The sequence below is a fragment of the Delftia sp. DT-2 genome (genome assembly GCF_028401915.1).
Classification (GTDB): Bacteria; Pseudomonadota; Gammaproteobacteria; order Burkholderiales; family Burkholderiaceae_C; genus Comamonas; species Comamonas tsuruhatensis.
In genome coordinates this window covers 52,138-74,428 of record NZ_JAQOTI010000020.1, presented here as the reverse complement: position 1 = coordinate 74,428, position 22,291 = coordinate 52,138, and the positions used below count along the sequence as shown (strand labels likewise).

The following is a 22,291-nucleotide window of genomic DNA, read 5'->3' as shown; positions in this document are numbered from 1 at the left end:
TGTAGTGCGCCGACAAAGTCGCCGTACCACGATGCCCTCCGCCATACATGGCCAATACATTGCTCGCCAAAGCGCTCCTCAGTTTTCTTGCTCGCATTTGAATTCCTGTTCTGTCGTCGATACGCGCAGGCACCGGCCTGCGCGGGCGGCGCGCGCCATGCGGGCAAGATCGGCAGGCAGCCCGGGCCAGGCCAGCGCATCGCGCACCGGGTGCGGATGGCAGGCCTTCCGGGTGGTCACAACGAGGTATGCGAACACGCCAGTGCAGCAACCTTCGTCGGCCAACTGTGTCTTGCGGGCATGGAGCTGCGCACGCTGGGTGACCGTTGGCTGGATCGGCGAAAGGCGCAGGCCTTCTGCATGCTGGCTGGCAGTCGAGAGACGCGAAGATTTCGCACCCCCTACAGGTAAAGAACGCAGGCACGGGCCAAGTTCAGAACCCTGGCTGCAGCATCAATTTGTATCAAAATGTTTTCAATATCCGGCCGTGTCGTGGCTCGGCGGCTCAATGGCGGGAGATGCGCCAGCCGCCGTCGGCCGTTTGCTGCACACGCAGCGGCAGCAGTTCGGGCAGCGCCTGCAGGAAGAGCTTCGGGCTGGCCGTGGACAAAACGCCTGAGACGGGCTGGCGCGCCAGGTCCTGATTGACCAAAACGACGGGCTGGCCCAGGTAGCGTGAGAGTTCCAGAACCACATCACCCAGCGGTGCCCTCTGGAATTGGATCTGCCCGGTGCGCCAGTCGCCCACGGTGGCGGCAGCGGCGTGCATGCTGCGGGTCTGCCCGGTGGAAGGATCGATGGACAGGCCACTGCCCGACCCCAACCGCAGCACCTGGCCCTGGCTTGCATGGCGGTCGGGCCGCACCTCGACCTTGCCTTCGAGCACCTTGACGACGATCTGCGGCGGCACGGCGCGCACATTGAACGCAGTACCCACCACCTTGACCTGGCTGACGCCGCTGTCGACGGTGAAAGGACGGCGGGTGTCGGCTGCAACCTGGAAGAAGCCTTCGCCCCTGTCGAGCAGGACTTCCCGGCGCCCCGGGTAGAAGCGCACCTGCAGGCTGCTGTCGATGTTCAGGGTAACGCTGGATCCGTCAGGCAGTTCGATGGCCCGGGTTTCGCCATGGCCTGTGGCCACGTCCAGCTGGAAGCTGGCCGTGTTGTCCCAGCGGTGCCAGCCGTAGCCACCGCCCGCCAGCAGCACCACGCAGGCGCAGGCGGCTGCAGACGCCCAGTTGCGACGTCCCCGGGAGGGGGAACTCAGACTAGCCGCTCCAGCAAGCCCGGCTGCGCGTGGCAGCGAGGCAGGAGGCGCGGCGGGCACCGCTGTCACGGCCGCGCGGTTGCGAGCCACCATGCGCCAGGAAGGACTCTTCGCCAGCGGAATCTGATGCAGGTCGTGGCCGATGAGGGACATGCCCTCGAAGGTCTCTCGATGCAGTGGTGCTTGGGCCAGCCAACCCTCCAGGGCGCGCTCCTCGGCGCCCGTCCAGCCGGGCTCGCTGCGGCGCATGAACCATTCGGCAGCAGTTTCGTGCACGTCGATCAATGCCTGGGCCGACAGGCCTTCGGGCAGGGACGCAGGTCGTGGAGCGTCGGTCATGGGATGTCCTTGCGCTCTGCGGCGCCCTCTTCGCTGGGATCGTGGGTGGTGTGCAGGCGCTGCATCTGCTCCACGCTGCCGTACTTCACGCGCAGATGGCAATAGGCCATGGCCCTGTTGAGGTGCTTGGCGACCATGCGCGGGGAAATGCCCATGGCGGCCGCCACCTCGTCGTGGCTCAGTCCGTCGATGCGGTTGAGCAAAAAGGCCTGGCGCTGGCGCTCGGGCAGCTCGGCCACGGCCTCGTTGAGGCGGGCAATCCGCTGGCGATGCGCGGCGATTTCCAGCGGGGAAAGAGCGTCGTCGGCGCGAAGCGACTCCAGCTCTTCGGAGGCCGCCTCCATCGAGACGGTTTCGAAGGCGCAATCGCGTCCACTCTTGCGCCAGTTGTCGGTGGCAACACTGCGCGCGACGGTACTGAGATAAGGCTTTTCTTCTTCTGGCCCGAGGATTTTTCCTGAAATGGCCATACGGACAAACAGGTCCTGTGTGGCATCTTCGGCCTGCGCCCGATCGCGGCTACGCCCTTGGAACAGCCGTACCAGCGGGTTGCGCCAACGCCGGTAAAGGGAAGTTAACGGCTCATCGTTGCACGCTGGTTTGGCAGCCCGCGTCTGCGCACTCTGTGCGAAGGATTGGGGGTCGAGCTTCATGGCCTGACCAGTGTTTCTTGCACGACCAGTAGAGACACTCGTGAACCTGCGAGGGCGATAAAGATGTCAGCGCACAAAAACGAAAAGATAGCCACAATGCACGCAGATAAGCCTCGATCCGCAGTGGCGATGCTCCTACGTCGATAAGCAACGAGGTCCTGGCGGACTTGGCTATGAGCGGATGTCGATTGGCTGAATTGAAATTTTCCAATTTTAGTGCTGCTAGATGGCACCAAAGAAAAGATGGACGCGCCTGACGCGCGCACTGGAACGATGAATGCACCCGACCACTTTTCCGTTTGGCTAATTTTTTCGCGAAGTACGACAAGCAGCAGTGCCCACGTCTGGCCGATAGTATGAGGGCATGGGTGTGCCAGGAGGCAGACTCCCGCTGCATGCGCTTAGTCGGAGAAGTCCGCTGTCAACGAGGTCCATGAACTGCTAGTGTCGGCGAGAAGAAGTCACTTGCAGGAGCACCTCCAAGGACTACTCGGGACCGTTTGATGACGCCCCGCACCCGTTGGTTGCCTGCCCTCAACCGGACTCTCAAGGTGATGCGCCGAAGGTCCGCTTTGTGGTGCAGTGCCCACAATTATCTAGACTCGGCTCCAGCCAGGAGCAGCCATTAACTGCTGCCTTAGAAGCGACGGCTTCAGGCTGTTTGCCAACGTCAGCGGAGACAACCAGACGCCGGCTCTCGACCCGTTGCAGTCGTTTGTCCTGGGCCCGTCGGTGTCGGCTTTGCAGCGTGACCGGACGGTTAGATCCCCGGATCGAACGGCTGCAACCGCTGCGCAGCCGCCGTTCAAGTTCGCCAAGCGACCGACAGCAGAGGGTCGACAACCGACGGCTGGCCGCCAGATTCAGGCTGGTTGCGAACTGTGAGTTGACGCGCAACGAGCATGAACCTGGCATAGCCTGCAAGCGCCATTCATTCAGAAACAGGGACTGGCTACGAAGCAAATTGCATCGAGCGATCCGAAGGCCCTGAAGTGCACGTACATCGCATCGGCTTCACAGGCCATGCCGGTCATAAAGGCTTGGCTCTGAGTCTTGCGTCGATGGATGACATGGGCTCAGTCGGGAACATCGAACAGATGCAGGGCACCCGCAGATCCTGTCCAGTAGCTACAAGCGGAGCATCGACTTTGTCTGCACTGCATTGACGGAAATGCCTCACTGCCACAGGATTTTTGCTGCAGCATCGTAGGGCCTTCCGCAACCTACCCGAGAGGTACCCCATGGCTGAACAAGCGACCCAGGACAAGCAACCTCAACCTGATCCGGCCGAGTTCAATGCGTTCTTTCCATCCCGCTACTCGCTCAGTCAGTTCACCTCGCCTAAGTCCGACTTGCGGGATGCTGACTACGCGACCACCTATCAAGGAAGGAAGAAGATCCTGATGATCGGCGCGGACGAGCGCTACCTGCTGACCGACAACGGCAGCTTCTTTTCCACCGGCAACCATCCGGTCGAAACCTTGCTGCCCATGTACCACCTCGACAAGGCAGGCTTCGCCTTCGACGTGGCAACGGTTTCGGGAAACCCCGTCAAGTTCGAGTTCTGGGCCATGCCCTCCGAAGACGAGACGGTCAAGGGCTTCTTCGACAAGTACCACCCGCAGTTCAAGCAGCCGTTGCGCCTGTCATCTGTGCTTGCGCAGGGCCTGGAGCAATATGCAGCCATCTTCGTGCCTGGCGGGCATGGCGCACTGATCGGCCTGCCCGACAGCCGTGACGTGGGGGCGGTGCTGGAATGGGCGGCCACCCACAAACGGTTCGTCATCTCCCTGTGCCACGGCCCTGCCGCATTCCTCGCGGTTGGCGACAGCGACATTTACCGTGGCTACAAGATATGTGCCTTCCCCGACGCGCTCGATGCGCAGACCCCCGACATCGGCTACATGCCGGGTCACCTGACCTGGAAGTTCGGCGAAAGGCTCAAGGCCTTGGGCATTGAGATCGTGAACGATGGCATCTCGGGCGCCGTGCACCGGGACAGGCAGCTCATTACGGGCGACAGCCCGCTGGCTGGCAATGCGCTCGGCAAGCTTGCTGCCGAAACCTTGCTCGCGGAAGTCACGGCCTGACGTGACCGTTTCCGTTGGGTGTTGTCAGCCGCAATCAGGCCGCTTGGCACGCTCTGGTCTTGCCTGCATGGCGGCTCACACGGCGGGCCGCGCCTGAAGAGAATGAACAGCACCAGCCACGCCGCGCACTGGCGCAAGGGCTCGGCACTGCGACAGTCGCAGCCTGCCAGGAGCTAGCAGTGGAGGCCGCGTCATAATCTCGTCCGTTTCTTAATTGGTGACCGTCAAGCATGTCTCGAGTTCATTTGATCGAAGGCCCGGTAGGGGCTGGCAAATCCACCTTCGGCGCGGCTCTGGCTGCAAGCAGCAACGGCGTGCACATCCCGCTCGACGAGTGGTTTGCGACGCTGTTCAGCGCAGACCGCCCGGGCGGCGATTTTGTGCCTTGGTATGTTGAGCGAAAGGAACGGTTGCTGGGTCTGATATGGAACCACAGCCGCAGAATACTGGCGTCGGGTCGAGACGTTGTGCTCGAACTTGGCCTGATCCAGCAGCAACCAAGAATCCAGTTCTGTCGAATGATCACGAACGAAGGATTTCCGCCTCACCTCCATGTCCTCGACGCGCCCTTGGAAATTCGTCGTGCGCGTGTTCAGCGCAGGAATGAAGAGCGAGGTCCCACGTTTTCCATGGTCGTACCGGACCATGTCTTCGAGATGGCGAGCAAGCTTTGGGAGTCTCCCGACGAATTCGAATGCGAAGAGCTCGAGGTGAGCTTCGTCACGGAGGGGGCGAACGCGTCGTTTGACCTCTGAGCAAGCCGGCCAGCACGCGTCTTGAAAGACTGTTATCGGGCCAGGCGAAGGTCGGCTCAGGGTCGAGAGCCGTCGTCTGGTTGTCTCCACTGAACGTCGGCAATCAGCCTGAAGCCGTCGGCCGCATCCGGCTAGAAACCCGTTGGCAAGGGTCATCTGCGGCCTCTAGGTGCTCAGTCTTAAAAGTTAACATTTGCGCAGGAATCGCTCGGTCAATACATCGGTGATTATCGTGAGTCGGTTCGCGGCGAGGCGCTAGAGCTCCAGCAAGCCTGAACCTGTTACGCCACCGCCTGCCGAACGGTCGTCCGATTTGTCGGCGACTCAGTCGACGGCTCCGGTCGCCGCGACGGCCATAATTTTCTGCACCAGCGGATGATGCTGGCCGCGCCGAGAGCGAATGGCGTGGATCTCTTCCTTCACGCCATCGGCGCTTCCCAACAGTCTCAGGCCCCGCATCACCCCGATGCCGGCGGCGCCCAGGCGGCTTACCGGGAATACGCCCAGCCCTCGCGCAGCGAAGACAGCGAGCAGTGCGCTGTCCTCGAACTCTCCAACGATGCGCGGTCGCAGGCCCTGGGTCATGAACCAGTGCTCCAGCGTCGTGCGCAAGGCCGAGTGACCGGTCGGAAGCAGCACGGGTAGGTCATTCAGGCTGTACGGAAACCGATCGCGCTCGGTTTTGCCCACAATGCTCGCGGGACCATACCATTCGACCGACACATCTACCAGCCGTTCGCTAGACAAGCGCAAATTGGGGTTACGTGGTGCGGCCTGCCCGGCAAGCACCAAGTCCAGGTGGTGCAACGCGAGCTCACCCAGCAGTTGTTCGAATTCGCCTTCGTGACAGACGAGGCGAAGGTTGGTGGTTGTCAGCACCGGCTCCAGCAGCGCGTGAGCGGCGAGCTTGGAGATGCCGTCGGAGAATCCCACCGCGAGACGCGCCACCTTGCCGTTAGCCGCTTCACGCACCTCCTCAGGAATGACCTGGCCAAGCTGGAAGATCTCCTCGGCGCGTGCGAAGGCGGCCTGGCCCGCTTCAGTGAGCGCCACGCCACGGCCCGAGGGTTTGAGCAGCTCATGACCCAATGCCTTCTCCAACTCGCGTACCTGAGCGCTGATGGTCTGCACCGCCATGTCGAGCCGCTCGGCTGCCCTGGCGAAGCCACCTGCTTTGGCCACAACCCAGAAGTAATGCAGATGGCGGTAGTTCAGCATGCGTGCTCCAGTGCGGAAAAACCGAATCTTAGGTGCGAATAACTCTGGTTTGTTCAAACGAAGACCATCCCTAAACTCCAGCCATTCCATTACACCTTCACCAATGCATCAGACCGTCGTTCACTGAAAGAGCAAAATGGAACTTATCACTCCCTTCCTCACGTCCGACTTCATGGGCAAGCCGGTATGGGTCTGGCTGACCTTCGTCGGTATCGTCGTAGCGCTGCTGGCATTCGACCTAGGTGTGCTGCACAAGGACGATCAGGAGATCGGCGTGCGCGAGAGCCTGCTGCTGTCGGCCGGCTACATCAGCGTAGCGCTGGTCTTCGGTGCCTGGGTGTGGTGGTACCTGGGAGCTCAGAGCGGCATGGACTACTACACCGGCTTCATGATCGAGAAGTCGCTGTCGATGGACAACGTGTTTGTGATTGCGCTGATCTTCAGCTTCTTCGCGATCCCGCGGCAGTACCAGCACCGTGTGCTGTTTTGGGGCATCTTGGGCGTGATCGTGCTGCGCGCCATCATGATCGCTCTGGGCGCAACGCTGGTCAGTCAGTTCAGCTGGGTTCTGTACTTGTTCGGTGCATTCCTGATCTTCACGGGCATCAAGATGTGGATCATTGCCGACCACATGCCCGACATCGCGAACAACCCGCTGCTGAAGTTCCTGAAGCGGCACATGCGCGTTACCGACGGCCTGCGCGGCAACGCCTTCTGGGTACGTATAAAGGATCCCGAAACTGGCCGGCTTGAGCGCTTCGCGACCCCACTGTTTCTCGCCCTGGTGCTGGTAGAGTTTGTCGATCTGATCTTTGCGGTCGACTCGGTGCCGGCGATCTTCGCGATCACGACTGACCCGTTCATCGTCTATACCAGCAACATCTTCGCCATCCTAGGCCTGCGCGCGCTGTACTTTGCGCTGGCGGCGATGATCCATCGCTTCAAGTACCTGAAGTACGCGCTGGCTCTGGTGCTGGTCTTTATTGGCAGCAAGATTTTCCTAGTGGGCATCATTGGAAAGATCCCGGCAATGATCTCGTTAAGCGTGACTTTCGGGCTAATAGCAGGGGGCGTCCTCGTCTCGCTGTGGAAGACGCGCGGCAAGCAGGCCGCAGCGGAGGTCCGGTGACGATTCCGATTTGGCAGCGGCTGCGCGATGCAGCCGCTGTCCTCAGAGGCCAACTGGGTCGGATTGGCGCGGCAGGCAGAAGAACTGCGAGCGAGCTGGCTTCAGCCGTAGTGCGAATCAAGTAAGGGCCATCAATCACGAGCAGCGGCTGGTCAAAGATCACCCTCACCCTCTTTCTCGAAAATATTTTTGCATGGGGTGCATCCAAACGATGCGATGGCGGGTAGTACCAGCAGCAGCCCAAAAAATGCGCTGCTTCAGTCCCCTTCACAAAACTGTTTGGAGAATTGCAATGTTGACCTCTCGTTCCGCACCCCGCACCGCCGCCGTTTCTTTCGCTGTAGCCACAGCGGCCCTGCTCACTGCCTGTGGCTCGATGCACAAGCAGGCCAGCACTTTCTCCCAGGCATCGCTGCCCGCCCCCATACAGGTTCCTGCAGGGAACAAGGTTGCGTGGGAAACCGTAGGCAGCGGTGACATCACCTACGAGTGCCGCGACAAGGCCAACGCGCCTGGCCAGACGGAATGGGTCTTTGTAGGACCCGATGCTGTACTGAAGGACCGCATGGGCAAACAAGTGGGCCGCTACTACGGTCCCCCCGCAACCTGGGAGGCCAACGACGGCTCCAAACTCACCGCCACCCAGCTGGCTGTGGCGCCGTCCGGCGCAGGCAATCTGCCTTACCAGCTGGTGAAGGCAAACCCGGCCATGGGCAGCGGCGCGCTGGAGGGTGTGAGCTACATCCAGCGCGTGGCGCTCCAGGGCGGAGTGGCGCCGGCTGACAAGCCCTGCATGGCTGCCAACAAGGGCCAGAAGACCACCGTGAAGTACCAGGCCGACTACATCTTCTGGAAGCCCATGTAAGAGCCGGCAGCGGCGCGGATACACTGGACGAAGGATTTCCCGCAACGCCCCCTTCGCTCCATTTCGTGCCGCCCGCTGCCTCCCAGAACAACGAAGCTTTCGACCATGACGCAGCATTGCATGCATGTGCACGCGGCGAACGCGATGCTTTGCAGCGGATTTATGAGGCCGAGGCGCGCTTTCTCCTGGGCGTGGCACTGCGCATCGTCGGCGATCGCACCGCTGCGGAAGACGTGCTTCACGATGCGTTTGTCTCCATCTGGAACCGCTCATCCACCTTCGACGGCAATCGCGGAAGTGGTCGAGGGTGGATCTACAGCGTGGTGCGGCACGCCGCCCTCAACCGTGTACGGGATGGCGCACGCGAAACCGTGCTGGATGAAACTGCCCATGAAGCGCATGACGCCCAGGCCGCACTTTCGGCCTGGAAGGAAGGCGGCAGTGAATGGGAGCGGCAGGCGACGCTGGGTCGTCTTGGCGATTGCCTCGACCGGCTGGAGCCCGAGCGCCGCGCCTGCCTGTTGCACGCCTACGTGGACGGCTGCAGCCACAGCGAAATTGCGGCGCGTGTGCAGGCGCCGCTTGGTACGGTCAAGGCCTGGGTTCAACGCGGACTGCGTGCCCTGAGAGAGTGCATGCAATGAGCGGCGACACCCACCCAAATCCCTCAGAGTCGACGGATGGCGGCTCCCCGGACGATCTCCAGATGCAGGCTGGCGAGTACGTGTTGGGCACCCTCAATGCAGCCCAGCGCCGCTCCATCGAATCCCGTCTGCCCTACGAGCCTGCGTTGCGCATGGCCGTGCAGGCATGGGAGCAACGGCTCCTGCCGCTGGTTCAGCTGGCTCCCCCCGCCGAGCCCTCCGCAACGCTGTGGCAGCGCATCGCGGCCAGCGTCAAGCCGGCCCGGCCAGCGGTCCACGCACAGCATGGTGCCTGGTGGCACTGGAATAGCCTCGCCCTTTGGCGCGGCTTGGCGGGTGGCGGCTTTGCCGCTGCAGCACTGCTCGCGGCTGTGCTGGTGGTGCGAGAGGCATCACCGCCGGCTGCCCCGCGCTACTTCGTCGTGCTGGCAGCGCCGCAGAATCAGGCCCCCGGGTGGGTGGTCCAGGCCCAGTCTGAAGGCCGTCTGCGCCTTGTGCCACTGGGTAAGGATGCCATTCCGGCGGAAAAATCCCTGCAGTTCTGGACCAAGGCCGACGGCTGGAAAGCGCCGGTGTCCCTGGGTCTGGTCAAACCGGGCGAAGCCATCGAAGTGCCGGTTGACCAGTTGCCGCCTCTGCAGCCGAATCAGCTTTTCGAGCTCACCCTGGAGCCAGAAGGCGGCTCACCGAGCGGACGCCCGACAGGGCCCATTCAGTTCATCGGCAGGGCCGTACAGATCTGAGGCATCGTGACCAGAAGAGGCTTGGATGCCTTGCAACAATGCTGATGGCTCACCCTACAAATCGTGAATGCACAAGAATTACTGCCCTTGCGCGCGCTCAGCGCCAGTCTCTTGCAAATGGCAGGTTTGAGCCGTACCGCACCGCCGCAGCGCTTGCTGCTGCAATGCCTGGAGCTGCTGCGAAGCACGCTGGTGGACTTCGACACAGCGTGGTGGGGCGAGGTATCGGCCAGCCAGGGAGATGCACCACCGCGCAACTGGCTGCACGGCAGCATCGGACTGGCCAGGACGTTTGCAGCGGAGTGGAATGCACTGGCGGTGGTAGACCCGTTCGCGCGGCAGTCCATGGATTGCCTCGGTGAAGTGTTGCGCTCGAGTGGCGACGACATGCCGCAAGATGCCGACCCTCCGGAGCTGTTGCAGTTTTGCAAGCGCCACGATCTCTACCATTGCATGGCCATCACGGTGGCCATGCCGCGCAGCGGGTTGATGTTCTTCGCATGCCTGTACCGGGGTCCCGGGCGCGAGGATTTCACGGACACGGAGGCAGCACTGTTCGGCGAATTCGTGCCGCACCTGCTCGGTCACTGGCAGTACCGGCTGGAGCAGTTGCAGACAGCGCCTGCACAGAATGGGCCGTGGGACGGATATGCCCTGGCCGCGGCCGACGGCTCCCTGCTCTTCGTCGGCCTGCGCGTGGGCCAGGCCCTGGCGGCGGCGTTCCCAGGATGGTCGGGCACCTGTCTTCCGCCGGCTATGCTGGCAGCCCTCCCCGCCACCCTGCCCGCAAGCCTGCAGCTGGCCGGCATTGGCGGCATGGGCGGCAAGGCATGCCGCCTGCGCCTGTCGGCCTGCGGGCCCCTGATGTCCATCAGCCTGCCGTCGCCCCACGCCGGCCCGCAGCCGCTGGCTCCTCGCGAATTGAGTACCGCCACGCTGTATGCGCACGGCCGGTCGTACAAGGAAATCGCCTCCTCCCTGGGCCTGTCGCCCGCCACGGTGCGCACCTACCTGCGCAGCGCCTACACGCAACTGGGCGTGAAGAACAAGGTGGAACTGATCGCCGCGCTGCACCTCCAATAGCTGGCGCGAATCGCCTTGGTGGTTTCCCTTCTCCTCTGCATTTGCAGGGGCCGTGCCGCGCCGGCCGGCCTCTATCGTTGCGCCCCGGAGCCCGAAGGCTCCGTATCCAAGCAACAACAGGAGACGCATCCCATGTTTTTCACCCCATCGCCCGAAGGTACGCCCGGCGGTCGCCCCTGCCTGCTCGCTGCCGCCATGGGCACGCTGACCGCCCTGACGCTCGGCGGCTGCGGTGGCGGCGGCGACAAAATTCCCGCCGCCAGCCAGCCTCTTGCACAGGCGTGCCCCGCCTACCGCACGGCCAACCTGCCCCACGGTGCCACGATCACGCGCACGGAACTGCGTGCCGCACAGGGCTTGCTGCCCGAGGTATGCATCGTGCGCGGAGAAATCGTCTCCTCGCCACAGTCCACCATTCACTGGGCTGTGGAACTGCCCGCAGGCGGGACGTGGAACACCAAGACACTGACGATCGGTGGCGGCGGATTCGATGGATTCATCCCCACCGACGACCCCTGGTACCAGCACATCGTCGGCCCCTCGGCCCACACCTATGTGAAGATGAGTTCCGACTCGGGCCACGTGGCGCCCGGTTTTGCCTGGGGTGCCAGCGATGTCGCGCTGCGCAACCATGCTTTCGATGCCAATCACTTTGTGCTCGAAGTGGGCACGGCCATTGCCACCGATTTCTATGGCAAGCGGCCTGCCCGCCGCTACCACATCGGACACTCCAACGGAGGACGCTCCGCACTGGCAGCCACCCAAAACTACCCCAGGGACTACGACGGCGTGATCGCCATGGAGCCCGCGATGAGCCAGCAGGCGCATCAGATCAACCTGGGTCCGACACTGCTGCGCCACGTTTTCTCGAAGCCCGAAAACTGGTTGAGCCCGGCAAAGATCGCCCTGTACGCCAAGGCCGAGGCACAGGCCTGCGATGACCTCGACGGTCTCAAGGACGGCATCATCGGCAATGTGGCCGCCTGCAACTACGTGCCAACGGACCTGCTGTGCACCGGCGCCGACAACGACAGCTGCCTCACTGCGGGGCAGATCGAATCGGTACGGCTGATCTATGCGCAGAAAGACGTGCCGGTGACCGTGTCGCAAGGCGCGCGCGGCTATCCCGGCTATGGGCGCGGGGGCGCGGCGACCTCTGATTGGGAGGCTTACGTGTTCGGCCCCAGCTTCGCGGCGCGGGACTCGTTCAACTACATGGCAGCCCAGGCCGCCGCACGCCTGGTGGAAGGCAATCCTAATGCCGACCTGCTGGCCCATGACCCCACGCAGTACCAGTCCCAGTACCTGCGCCTGGCCAACATGATCGACGCGAACAATCCCGATCTCTCCGCCTTCGCGGACAACGGCGGCAAGCTGCTCGTCTGGTATGGCATGGGCGACACCTGCGTCTCGGTCTACCGCACGGCGGATTACCTGGATAGCGTGCGAACGCGCCTGGGCGCCAGCAAGGTGCAGGGTTTTGCGCGCATGCTCAGTTCGCCCTCCATAGGACACAACCTCGACGGCCCGGGCACCGACCCGGTGAGCATTGATCTGCTGGCCGCAATGGACGCCTGGGTGGAGCGTGGCACTGCGCCCGACAGGCTTGTGGCCACCCGCTACGAGCCCGCCAACGCAGGCACTGGCACCAGGCGGCCGGTGCTGCAGCGGCCCGTGTGCGAATACCCGAAGTTCCCACGCTACGATGGCCGGGGCGACCCAGCCAAGGCGGAAAGCTTCAGTTGCTCCGCAGCGTGACAGTGCCGGCAGCCTGCACCAGAAGCTTGGGCGTCCAGCTCGGAGAAAAGTAGACGCTGAACCTCAGGTGCAGTGCCCTCTCATGCCAGCCTCCCCAGTCCTGCCAGCAGCTTGTCCAGCGTGATCGGGTAATCGCGCACCCGCACGCCAGTGGCGTTGTAGATGGCGTTGGCAATGGCCGCGCTCACGCCGCAGATGCCCAGCTCGCCCACACCCTTGGCTTTCATGGGCGAGGCCATGGGATCGACCTCGTCCAGAAAGATCACTTCCTGGTGCGGGATGTCGGCATGCACGGGCACCTCATAGCCCGCCAGGTCGTGGTTGACGAACAAGCCCAGGCGCGTGTCCACGGCCAGCTCCTCCATCAGGGCAGCGCCCACGCCCATGGTCATGGCGCCGATGACCTGGCTGCGGGCCGTCTTGGGATTGAGGATGCGGCCGGCCGCGCAAACGGCCAGCATGCGGCGCACGCGGACCTCGGCGGTGAATGCGTCCACGGCGACCTCCACGAAGTGGGCGCCAAAGGTGGACTGCTGCATCTTCTTGTCGAGCACGCCGAATTCGATGGCATCCTCGGCCGTCAGGTCGCCGTCGCCGTCGCCGACAGCGCTGGCCAGAGCCCGGCGCTTGCCGCCCGCCTGCACATGCCCATCCGCGAATTCGGCCGTCGCCGGGTCCATACCCAGCTGGCGCGCCACGGCCTCGCGCAGCTTCACGCAGGCGGCATAGACGCCGGAGGTGGCACTGGCCGCACCCCATTGCCCGCCCGAACCGGCAGACACGGGAAAGCCGGAGTCGCCCAGCCGCACGCGCACCTGCTGCAGCGGCAGGCCCAGCATCTCGGCCGCCGTTTGGGCAATGATGGTGTAGCTGCCCGTGCCGATGTCGGTCATGTCGGTTTCCACGGTGAGCATGCCCTGCCTGTCCAGGCGCACGCGGGCGGCGGACTTCATGACAGGGGCGCCTCGGTAGGCGCCGGCCATGCCCAGGCCGATCAGCCAGCGCCCTTCGCGTCGTTGGGACGGCTGGGGATTGCGCTGGCTCCATCCGAACCGCTCGGCGCCCGTGCGCAGGCACTGCACGAACTCACGGCGGGAAAACGGCTTGTGCTCCTGGGCAGGGGTGCCCTCCTTCGCCTTGGGTTGCGGCTTCTTGCCGCTGTCCGGCACCACCTGGGTGTCGTTGCGGATGCGCAGCTCCACGGGATCGATGCCGAGCTTTTCCGCCAGCTCGTCCATGGCAACCTCCAGGGCCATGTGCCCCGTGGCTTCGCCGGGGGCGCGCATGGCATTGGCCTCGGGCAGGTCCAGCACGGCCAGGCGGGTGGCGGTCATGCGATGGGTGCCGGCATACATGCGGCGGGTCTGGTCCACGGCACCGTCCGCCGATCCTCCGGGCTGGTCGCCCGACCAGCTTTCGTGGCCGATGGCGGCGATCCTGCCGTCCTGCCCTGCCGCGATGCGCACACGCTGGATGGTGGCCGGGCGGTGCGTGGTGTTGTTGGCCATCAGCGTGCGCTGCAGTGCGACCTTGACGGGCCGGCCTGCCGCGCGGGCCCCCATCGCGGCCAGCAGTGCATCGGCCCGCAGGAACAGCTTGCCGCCAAAACCGCCGCCAATGAATGGCGAGACCAGGCGCACCTTGTCCTTGGGAATGCCCAGCGTCTTTGCCAGCTCGCCCTGCCCCCAGGCAATCATCTGGTTCGAGGTCCATACCGTGAGCTGGTCGCCCTTCCATGCGGCCAGCGTGGCATGGGGCTCCATCATGGCGTGCGACTGGTCTGGCGTGGTGTATGTGGCGTCCACCTTCACGGCGGCCGAAGCGAAGGCGCCTTCGAAATCGCCAATGGCCGTGTCCGGCGCATCGCCATTGATGCTGTCGGGTGGCACGGCGGAGTCCTTGGCCTTGGCCAGGTCATAGGCGCCGTTCACCGGCTCGTAGTCCACCTGCACCAATTGCGCCGCGGCACGCGCCTGCTCGAAGGTCTCCGCCACCACCAGTGCCACGACCTGGTGGTAGTGGGCCACCTGGGGGCCTGCCAGCAGCGGCGCAGTGTTCATCTTGCCCTGGCCCAGCTTGCCAGCGTTCTGTGCGGTGACGATGGCGAGCACGCCGGGCGCGCGGCTTGCCTGCGCCAGCCCGATGCTGCGGATGCGGCCCTTGGCGATGGCCGAGCCCACCACATAGCCATAGGCCGGGTGCTGGACCACGTCATGCCGTTCATAGGCATACGGCGCCGTGCCGGTGGTCTTGAGCAGGCCGTCGATGCGGTTCATCGGCTGGCCGATAGTCTTTAGCTGGTCAATGGGGTTGACCGTTGCGGGGGTGTCGAATTTCATGGCGTCAGTTCCTGGCCTGGTCCAGCAAGGAGGCAAGCGTGCGCTCGGCCAGCGTGAGTTTGAAGGCGTTGTCGTGCGTGGGCCGGGCGCCTGCCAGCAGGCGGTCGGCAACGGCCTTGGCGCCCTGCGGCATCAACGCTTCGGCCGCCTCCACTCGCCAGGGCTTGTGCGCCACGCCGCCCAGGGCCACGCGCCCGCTGCCGTCGCGCTGCACGATGGCGGCCACCGACACCAGCGCAAAGGCATAGGAGGCACGGTCACGCACCTTGTGATAGATGTGCGTGCCGCCCGGCGGCGGCGGCAGGGTGACGGAGGTGATCAGTTCGCCGGCCTGCAAGGCCGTCTCTACATGCGGCGTGCTGCCGGGCAGCCGGTGGAAGTCGGCAATGGGGATGACGCGGGCCTTGCCGTCGGCCTGGACGGTTTCCACCGTGGCGTCCAGCGCGCGCAGCGCCACGGCCATGTCGCTGGGATGGGTGGCAATGCAGGCCTCGCTGCCGCCGATCACCGCATGCTGGCGGCTCACGCCGGCAATGGCCGAACAGCCGCTGCCCGGCACGCGCTTGTTGCACGGCATATTGGTGTCGTAGAAATACGGGCAGCGCGTGCGCTGCAGCAGATTGCCGCCTGTGGTGGCCATGTTGCGCAGTTGGCCCGAGGCACCGGCCACCAGGGCGCGGGTCAGCACGCCGTAGTCACGCCGCACGCGCGCATGGGCGGCCAGGTCGCTGTTGCGCACCAGCGCGCCTATGCGCAGCCCGCCCTGCGCGGTGGGCTCCACGGTATCCATGCCGGTGCCGTTGACATCGACCAGATGCACGGGGGTTTCTATCTGCAGCTTCATCAGGTCCAGCAGATTCGTGCCCCCGGCGATGAAGCGGGCGCCCGGCCGGGCCGCCACGGCGGCGGCAGCCTGCGCGGGGGACTGGGCGCGTTCGTAGGTGAAGGCAATCATGTCCGCCCCTCCCCTGCCACTTCGGTGATTGCATCGACGATGTTGGAATATGCCCCGCAGCGGCACAGGTTGCCGCTCATGCGTTCACGCAGTTCATGGGCCGACACCAGGGGCTGGGCAACGATGTCTTCGCTGGCATGGCTGGGCATGCCTTGCCGGATCTCGTCGAGCATGCCCACGGCAGAGCAGATCTGCCCCGGCGTGCAGTAGCCGCACTGGAAACCGTCGTGCCGCACGAAGGCGGCCTGCATGGCGTGCGGGGATTGCGGCGTGCCCAGGCCTTCGATGGTGGTCACGGCGGCGCCCTGGTTCATCACGGCCAGGCTCAGGCAGGACACCACCCGCCGGCCATTCACCAGCACCGTGCAGGCCCCGCACTGGCCATGGTCGCAGCCTTTCTTGGTGCCGGTCAGGTGCAGATGCTCGCGCAAGGCGTCGAGCAGCGTGGTGCGGGTGTCCAGGTCCAGGCGGTGTTCCTGGCCGTTCACCTGCAGGGTGACGGGCAGTTGGACCCCTTCGGGGATGGAGGGAGGCTGCACTTGCGCGCCGGCCGATCGAGGCACGGCCGTTGCCGCAGCCGTGGAGGCACCTGCAATCAGCAGGTCCCTGCGCGAAACGGAAAGCTGGGAGTTGTGTTCCATGGGGCGTCCATCGTGTTGGCTCTTCGTGGGGCGTGCACACTGCTGCGAACACGCCACTCCAAGCATCGGTTCGGGACGCGCCCCGGGTTGTAGGTGATGGTCCAACGTCCGGGACATCGGGTTGTCCGATGACGGATCAGCGCATGCAGACGTGCGAGGGCCCCCGGCCCATGCAAAGGCAGCGCCAGCAAGGCGCCCCAGCCTTTGCCGATGGGCCCTCCCCCGGCCCCGGCCCCGGCGCTGCGCCTAGGCCGCAGGCGGCATGTCGCCGCGCTGCATGCGCTCGAAGGCCTTGTCGATTTCCTCGGAGCGTATGGCGCCCGCAGCCGGCACGGGACGGCCCGCGCGCTGGGCGTCGATCTGCTCCTGCATGCGCGTGGCCACCTGCATCAGCACGCGGTGCAGGCCCAGCTGCTGTCGGCGGGCCTGGTCCAGGTGCGTGACCACGGGTTCCAGGGACTGGGCCAGCGACCGGGTCAGCAGTTGGCCCAGCATGTGGACCAGGGCCTGACGGTCCTGGGCGGCCTGCACCTCCGACGGGGTGCCGGCCTGGGTGCTGGCGGGCTCGCTGGCCGCCCTTTGCGCCATCAGCTCGCGTATGCCGTGCAGCGAGTCGCCTGCGGCGCTTTGCGTCTGCAGCAGCCGGGCCAGCAGTGCCTGCAGCGCTTGCAGGAGCTGGGACTGTTCAGCGGCGCCTTCCTGCATCGCCTGCTGCTGGGGCTGGGCCACCGACTGGGCCACCTCGCGCGTGGCGGCGACCAGATCGACCAGCTGCGCCGTCACGCGCGTGGCGGCGTCGGCATTGGCGCCGCCTGCGGCCTGGCGGCGCAGGAACTGCTGGCGTATCTGCTGCCAGCGGGCGCTGTCCTCGTCGCTCATCTGCCCGCGCAGCTCGGCGAGCTTGAGCAGGTTCTCCTCGGCGCCCGTGGTCAGCATCTGCGCTTCGCCCTGGTAGTGGTCGGCCAGCATCTGCTGCATTTCCTGGTCGTTCATCACCGGGGTGATTTTTTCGGCCAGCTTGTTCATGTTGCGGTAGCTGCCCTGCAGCCTGAAGGCCGGCTCGGTGCGGTAGCCGTCGTCCTGCGCGGCGCTCTGGATGTACTGCTGGTTGACCTTGAACACCAGCTCGCGCACCTGCACCATGCGGGCCAGCACGGCCTCGATCTCGCGCAGTTCGGCCGATGAATAGTCGTGCGACAGCGCGTTGCCCGAGACATCCCTGCCCTGCGCCTTGTCCAGCAGCAGGTACAGGTCCTGCAAGCTGCGCGTGGCCATCGGCGCCAGCACGGCGTTCGAGGTCATGCTGTTTTCGATATAGCTGAGCTTGAACACCTCCTGCATGCCGCCCAGCACATCGCCCAGGTTGTAGATGTCGGCACGGTTGGCCAGCATGTCGGGGATCTTGAAGACCTCGCCCGACTCGGTGTACGGATTGCCCGACATGACCACGCAAAAGCGCTTGCCGCGCATGTCGTGGGTGCGGGTCTGGCCCTTCCACACGCCCTCGATGCGGCGCGTGCCGTCCGACAGCGAGATGAATTTCTGCAGGAACTCGGGGTGCGTGTGCTGTATGTCGTCGATGTACAGCATCACGTTGTTGGCCATCTCCAGCGCCAGGTTGAGCTTTTCCAGCTCCTTGGCCGCCGTGGCGTCCGGCGCCTGGGCCGGGTCCAGCGAGCGCACCGAGTGGCCCAGCGCCGGGCCGTTGATCTTCATGAAGATCAGGCCCAGGCGGTTGGCCACGTACTCCATCAGCGTGGTCTTGCCGTAGCCGGGCGGCGAGATCATCATCAGCAGCCCCATCTGGTCCGTGCGCTTGTTCTCGCCAGCCACGCCGATCTGCTTGGCCAGGTTGTCGCCGATCACGGGCAGGTAGATCTCGTTGATGAGCCGGTTGCGCACAAAGGACGACAGCGGCCGGGCCTTGAATTCGTCCACCCGCACGCGCGAGCGCCAGTCCTGCAGCAGCTGCTGGCGCAGCGCCTGGTAGCGGCCGAATTCGGGGACAAAGCTGCGGAAATGGCGCGCGGCGCGCTGGCCCAGGTCGTCGATCTGCAGCCACATGCGGCCGTCCGCAATGCGCGGATGCTGGCCCAGCAGGCCCGGCACTTCATGGCGCAGGTCCACATTGCTGACCTTGCAGGGCAGTGGGCCGGCGCAGCACAGCCAGGCGGCGGCTTCGCCGCAATAGGCCAGCCAGGCCTGCCCTTGCCCGTCGTCCAGCGCGCGACAGGCGGTCTGCAGCCAGTGCAGCGCGCTGCGCCAGCGCTGGTCCAGCGGCGCCAAAGGCTTGTCGTGCCGGTCCTCGCCCTGCCAGTAGGCCTGCATTTCCTCCCAGCGCTGCAGCGGCTGGGCCTGCTGCTGCACGGCGGCCTGCAGTGCGGCAATGGCCGACTGGCTGTAGCTGGAGAAGGAAAAGCGCACGGCCTTTTGCGCCAGCTCGGCCTGCAGATAGTCGGCGGCGCCGTGGATGAGGCTGTCGATATCGCTGTCTGCGGACGCCGCCTGTCCTGGCAGCAGGTCGCGCAGCAGGCCCCGCTCGTCGGCATAGGCGCGCAGGCGCTCGGAAATGTCGGCGCGCAGGCTCAGCTGCTCGGCCTCGCTGCCGAACATCTGCTGCATGGCCTGGGCCTGCTGGGCGCGCAGCGGCCACTGCGCCATGGCGGCAGCCAGCTGCGGCTGCTGCACCTGGGCATGTGCGCTCCAGAACAGCAGGGCCAGCGCACGGGCGTGGGGCGCAAAGCGCAGCACGCCGGCGGCATCGCGCAGGGGCAGCAGTACCTGCAGGATGCGGGCCGCATCATGGTCGTGGATACCGCGCTCATAGCCTTCGCGGTAGCGCGGCGCGGAGAATTCGCGGATGGCCTGGGTCAGTGCCGCCTCGTCGGGCAGCAACTGGGCCAGCCGGGCCTCGCTCCAGCCGTCGCGGCGCTGGCGTGCGGCCTGCACCACTTCCAGGGCCAGGTATTCACCGCGATAGAAGTCTGCCGATTCGGCCGGCGTGGAGGCATCCCAGTAGGCCTGCAAAGCGGCCAGCTCGGGATTGTCCACGGGCTCGAAATACTCGGTGCCGACCAGGTGCAGGAACAGTGCGCCGTTGCGCGGCAGCAGGGTCAGGTCCAGTTCCTGGTTGCCCACGCTGAAGCGGTGGCGGCCCAGGCGGATGATGGCGCCGCCGCCTTCGTACAGCTCGCTGCGGTCCTGCAGCGCGCGAAACGCCTGGTCGCGCAGGTTCTTGACGCGGCCGTCGATATCGTCGGCCTTGACCGGGTCGTGCAGTTGCTCTCGCAGGCGCTGGGACAACTCCTTGAGCTTGCCGATCAGCGGATCGCCTGCAAAGAAAGCATGCAGCGCGTCGGCACTGGCCAGTTTCTCGGTGCGCTTGGGCAGGCTCTGCACGATGCGCAGGGCCGCGTCCAGCACGCCTTGCGCCTTGCGCTGGCGCTCGTCCTGCAGCGACTGGCGGCGCGCCTCGAAGCTCTCCAGCACCTCCTCGCGCTTGGCCATGATGTCGCCAAGGAACTGCTCGTGCTCACCGAAGCGGCTTTCGATTTCCTCCAGCTGCACCAGCAGACGCGCCAGCTGCTCGTCGCATTTCTCGGGCGTCTGCGCCAGGCCCAGGGCACTGACGATGCTTTGCGAGAACAGCGCCAGCTGGGCCGCGAACTGGGCCACGTTCTCGGCGCCACCCAGGCCCGACCGCCGCTGCTCGGCGCGTGCACGCACCTGGTTCAGGCGCGCGTAGACGGCCGAGATGCGGTCCACCACCTGGGTGCGCTGCGTGGCGTCGTCGATGGACAGGCTGCCCATCAGCTCGGACAGCATGTCCAGCGCGGCCGCCATGTCGGTCATGCGCGCCAGCGGCTCGTTGATCTGCGCCACCGTGGCTGCCGCCTGCGCAGCCTGGTCCAGCGCCTGCAGCTGATCGGCATAGGGCTGCATGGCCTCGTCGGTGGCAATGAAGGCGGCCGTGCGCTGGGAGACATCGGCCTGGGCCTCGTTGACGCCCTGCACCATGGTGTCGATGGCGGCCTGGTCCACATAGCGCAGGTCGCGCGTGGCCATGAGCTGGCCGCGCAGCTGGCCCAGCTGGGTGAGCGCATCCACGTATTCGCCAATGCCCTTCCAGTCCGCCAGGCGCAACTGCTTGAGCAACCGGCCATGGCGGCCGGACACCTCGCCCATGGCCTTGGCCGAGGCATTGCGGATGCTCTCGACCTTTTCGTACTCGTCGATGACCGCATCACCCGTGGCGACGATGCCCAGCAGGGTCTCGTGCACCCCCTTGAGCTGCGGCGCGCCCAGCCAGTGGTAGCGCTCGAACAGGCGGCGCGCGGCGTCGATCAGGCGCTCGTAGCGCGGCAGCGAGACCTCGGTGGCCGCGATTTCCTTGCACACGCTGTATAGGTCCGAGATGCCGCTGACCAGCTCGGCATTGCCGATGCGGCCCAGGAAGCTGTCGCGCTGCGGCTGGCGCGCCGCGTAGTCGTCCGAGGCGAAGGGCGTGCGCCAGACCTGCATGGGGTGCACGCGCGAGGCTTCGTTGCTCTCGGCCGCGAAGATGACGATGCGCCCGTCGTCCATGCGCGCATGGCCGTGGCCGATGATGGGCGGCTGCAGGGCGCGCTCGATCAGGTTGTACTTGAACAGCGCCATGCGCCCGCTCTCGGGCTCGTAGAACACGTAGAGCACGTCCTCGCCGTTGGGCGACCGGATGCTGCGCCGGTAGCGCATGCCCTGCATGTTCTGCTCGAACGAGCGGTTCTCCCCGCTTTGCAGGTAGTAGCCGCCCGGGAAGATGATGCCGTGGTCCTGCGGCAGCTGGATGCAGGCCGCGCCGATGGCATCCATGCGCAGCACCTGGCGGGAGACGGTGTTGAAGATCAGGTAGCGCCACTGCTCTTCGCGGTAGGGCAGGATCTTCAGCAGGATCAGGCTGCCGACGGCGGCGTACTCGAACACGGCGTCGTCCAGCGACTGGTTCTTCTCCTGCACGGGCTCGCTGTAGATGCCCAGTCCGTCGTTGGTGTTGTTCTCGACCTTGATGGTCAGCGTGCCGCCCAGGGTCTCGACGAAGACCTTGTCCAGCACGTTGATGTGCGGGTGGCGCCCCTGCACGAGTTGCTCGCGCCCGGCGCGCTGCCATTCGAAGTCATGGGGCGCAGGCAGTTCGATGTCGCGCTCGCCGCGGTTGTCTATGTAGCGTATGGGCTGGCCGTCCACGGGCACGGACCAGCGGAACACGCGCACATCGGACAGGCGCTCGCCGATCTGGAAGCTCGCCAGCAGCTTGCCGTCGCGCACGGCCAGCTGCATCAGCCGCGTGTTCTTGTAGTAGGCGTACAGCTCCTGGAAGTCCTGCACGAAGCTCTGTATGCCCAGGAAACTGTCCTTGAGGTCCACGGGAGTGACTTCGTAGCCCTGCTCTCCCTCGTGCAGGCGGTACAGGCCGAACACGTCTTCCACGCGCGTGGACTGCTTCAGGCCCATGAAGACGTTGTAGCCGAACAGCAGGTAGCCGCCGACCTGGGCGATGTCGCGGCCCAGGCAGTTGTTTTCGGTGCGCACGCGCATGCGCCCGATGACTTCCATCTGGCTGCGGCCGAATTCCTCCAGCCGCTCCTCGTTGAGCTGGCGCACCAGCGCCTCCAGCGCCTGCCCCTGGCCGTCCAGGCGCTTGGCCAGCACTTCGTAGGAGCCGCCGCTGGCGACTGCCTGGTCCACGGCGGAGGCGGCAGTGTCGGGGGAGAGGGGCGGTGAGGACGGTGTGGACGGTGTGGACGATGGGGACGGTTGGGACATGGGCGTCACG

General features: G+C 65.2%; 16 protein-coding genes. 8 read left to right on the top strand and 8 right to left on the bottom strand.

From position 1 onward, the window contains the following. Nucleotides 1-78: 78 nt before the first annotated feature. The 3 genes from PO605_RS27320 to PO605_RS27310 form a co-directional block, all read right to left on the bottom strand. Nucleotides 79-285: a hypothetical protein gene (locus tag PO605_RS27320; protein WP_047470313.1), complete on the bottom strand. Its 207-nt coding sequence runs from the start codon at nucleotides 283-285 to the stop codon at nucleotides 79-81. A 220-nt stretch (nucleotides 286-505) separates the two neighbouring features. Continuing rightward, entirely contained in the window at nucleotides 506-1,606 is a 1,101-nt protein-coding gene (locus PO605_RS27315; protein WP_052195762.1) for a FecR family protein, read from the bottom strand. Continuing rightward, nucleotides 1,603-2,259: an RNA polymerase sigma factor gene (locus tag PO605_RS27310; protein WP_082001502.1), complete on the bottom strand. Its 657-nt coding sequence runs from the start codon at nucleotides 2,257-2,259 to the stop codon at nucleotides 1,603-1,605. The genes PO605_RS27315 and PO605_RS27310 overlap by 4 nt, the downstream gene beginning before the upstream one ends. A gap of 1,241 nt (nucleotides 2,260-3,500) precedes the next feature. Here PO605_RS27310 and hchA point away from each other — a divergent pair. Together hchA and PO605_RS27295 are read left to right on the top strand one after the other, a co-directional pair. Beyond that, nucleotides 3,501-4,349 carry a glyoxalase III HchA gene (gene hchA / locus PO605_RS27300; RefSeq protein ID WP_047470309.1) on the top strand — a complete coding sequence of 283 codons (849 nt, stop codon included), beginning with the start codon at nucleotides 3,501-3,503 and terminating at the stop codon, nucleotides 4,347-4,349. 230 nt (nucleotides 4,350-4,579) lie between these two features. Further along, nucleotides 4,580-5,104, top strand: a complete 525-nt coding sequence (locus tag PO605_RS27295) for an AAA family ATPase (protein WP_047470306.1) — start codon at nucleotides 4,580-4,582, stop codon at nucleotides 5,102-5,104. Nucleotides 5,105-5,428: 324 nt separating this feature from the next. Here PO605_RS27295 and PO605_RS27290 read toward each other — a convergent pair whose 3' ends face one another. After that, nucleotides 5,429-6,322 carry a LysR family transcriptional regulator gene (locus PO605_RS27290; protein ID WP_047470304.1) on the bottom strand — a complete coding sequence of 298 codons (894 nt, stop codon included), beginning with the start codon at nucleotides 6,320-6,322 and terminating at the stop codon, nucleotides 5,429-5,431. A 136-nt stretch (nucleotides 6,323-6,458) separates the two neighbouring features. Here PO605_RS27290 and PO605_RS27285 point away from each other — a divergent pair, with 136 nt between their 5' ends. The 6 genes from PO605_RS27285 (at nucleotide 6,459) to PO605_RS27260 (ending at nucleotide 12,544) form a co-directional block, all read left to right on the top strand. Next, complete coding sequence (locus tag PO605_RS27285) at nucleotides 6,459-7,451, top strand: TerC family protein (protein WP_047470300.1); 993 nt, start codon at nucleotides 6,459-6,461, stop codon at nucleotides 7,449-7,451. Nucleotides 7,452-7,743: 292 nt separating this feature from the next. Continuing rightward, the gene (locus PO605_RS27280) at nucleotides 7,744-8,316 is read left to right on the top strand and encodes a DUF3455 domain-containing protein (protein WP_052195760.1); all 573 of its coding nucleotides are present in this window, start codon (nucleotides 7,744-7,746) and stop codon (nucleotides 8,314-8,316) included. 65 nt (nucleotides 8,317-8,381) lie between these two features. Beyond that, the gene (locus tag PO605_RS27275) at nucleotides 8,382-8,960 is read left to right on the top strand and encodes a sigma-70 family RNA polymerase sigma factor (RefSeq protein WP_047470297.1); all 579 of its coding nucleotides are present in this window, start codon (nucleotides 8,382-8,384) and stop codon (nucleotides 8,958-8,960) included. After that, nucleotides 8,957-9,703, top strand: coding sequence for an anti-sigma factor (locus PO605_RS27270; protein ID WP_047470292.1), 747 nt, complete (start codon nucleotides 8,957-8,959; stop codon nucleotides 9,701-9,703). The genes PO605_RS27275 and PO605_RS27270 overlap by 4 nt, the downstream gene beginning before the upstream one ends. Nucleotides 9,704-9,820: 117 nt before the next feature. Further along, complete coding sequence (locus PO605_RS27265) at nucleotides 9,821-10,786, top strand: helix-turn-helix transcriptional regulator (RefSeq protein WP_082001501.1); 966 nt, start codon at nucleotides 9,821-9,823, stop codon at nucleotides 10,784-10,786. A 132-nt stretch (nucleotides 10,787-10,918) separates the two neighbouring features. After that, nucleotides 10,919-12,544: a tannase/feruloyl esterase family alpha/beta hydrolase gene (locus tag PO605_RS27260; protein ID WP_047470287.1), complete on the top strand. Its 1,626-nt coding sequence runs from the start codon at nucleotides 10,919-10,921 to the stop codon at nucleotides 12,542-12,544. A gap of 80 nt (nucleotides 12,545-12,624) precedes the next feature. Here the strand turns inward: PO605_RS27260 and paoC are convergent, their stop codons facing one another. The 4 genes from paoC to PO605_RS27240 form a co-directional block, all read right to left on the bottom strand. Further along, nucleotides 12,625-14,883 (bottom strand): aldehyde oxidoreductase molybdenum-binding subunit PaoC, encoded by a 2,259-nt coding sequence (paoC, locus tag PO605_RS27255; protein WP_047470284.1) that lies wholly within the window; start codon nucleotides 14,881-14,883, stop codon nucleotides 12,625-12,627. A gap of 4 nt (nucleotides 14,884-14,887) precedes the next feature. Next, nucleotides 14,888-15,838: an FAD binding domain-containing protein gene (locus PO605_RS27250; protein ID WP_272207192.1), complete on the bottom strand. Its 951-nt coding sequence runs from the start codon at nucleotides 15,836-15,838 to the stop codon at nucleotides 14,888-14,890. Then, nucleotides 15,835-16,479 carry an aldehyde dehydrogenase iron-sulfur subunit PaoA gene (gene paoA, locus PO605_RS27245; RefSeq protein WP_047470280.1) on the bottom strand — a complete coding sequence of 215 codons (645 nt, stop codon included), beginning with the start codon at nucleotides 16,477-16,479 and terminating at the stop codon, nucleotides 15,835-15,837. Before paoA ends, PO605_RS27250 begins: the two co-directional genes overlap by 4 nt. Nucleotides 16,480-16,725: 246 nt before the next feature. Beyond that, on the bottom strand, nucleotides 16,726-22,281 hold the full coding sequence (locus tag PO605_RS27240; RefSeq protein WP_231574375.1) for a DNA repair ATPase: 5,556 nt from the start codon (nucleotides 22,279-22,281) through the stop codon (nucleotides 16,726-16,728). Between the last annotated feature and the right edge of the window lie 10 nt (nucleotides 22,282-22,291).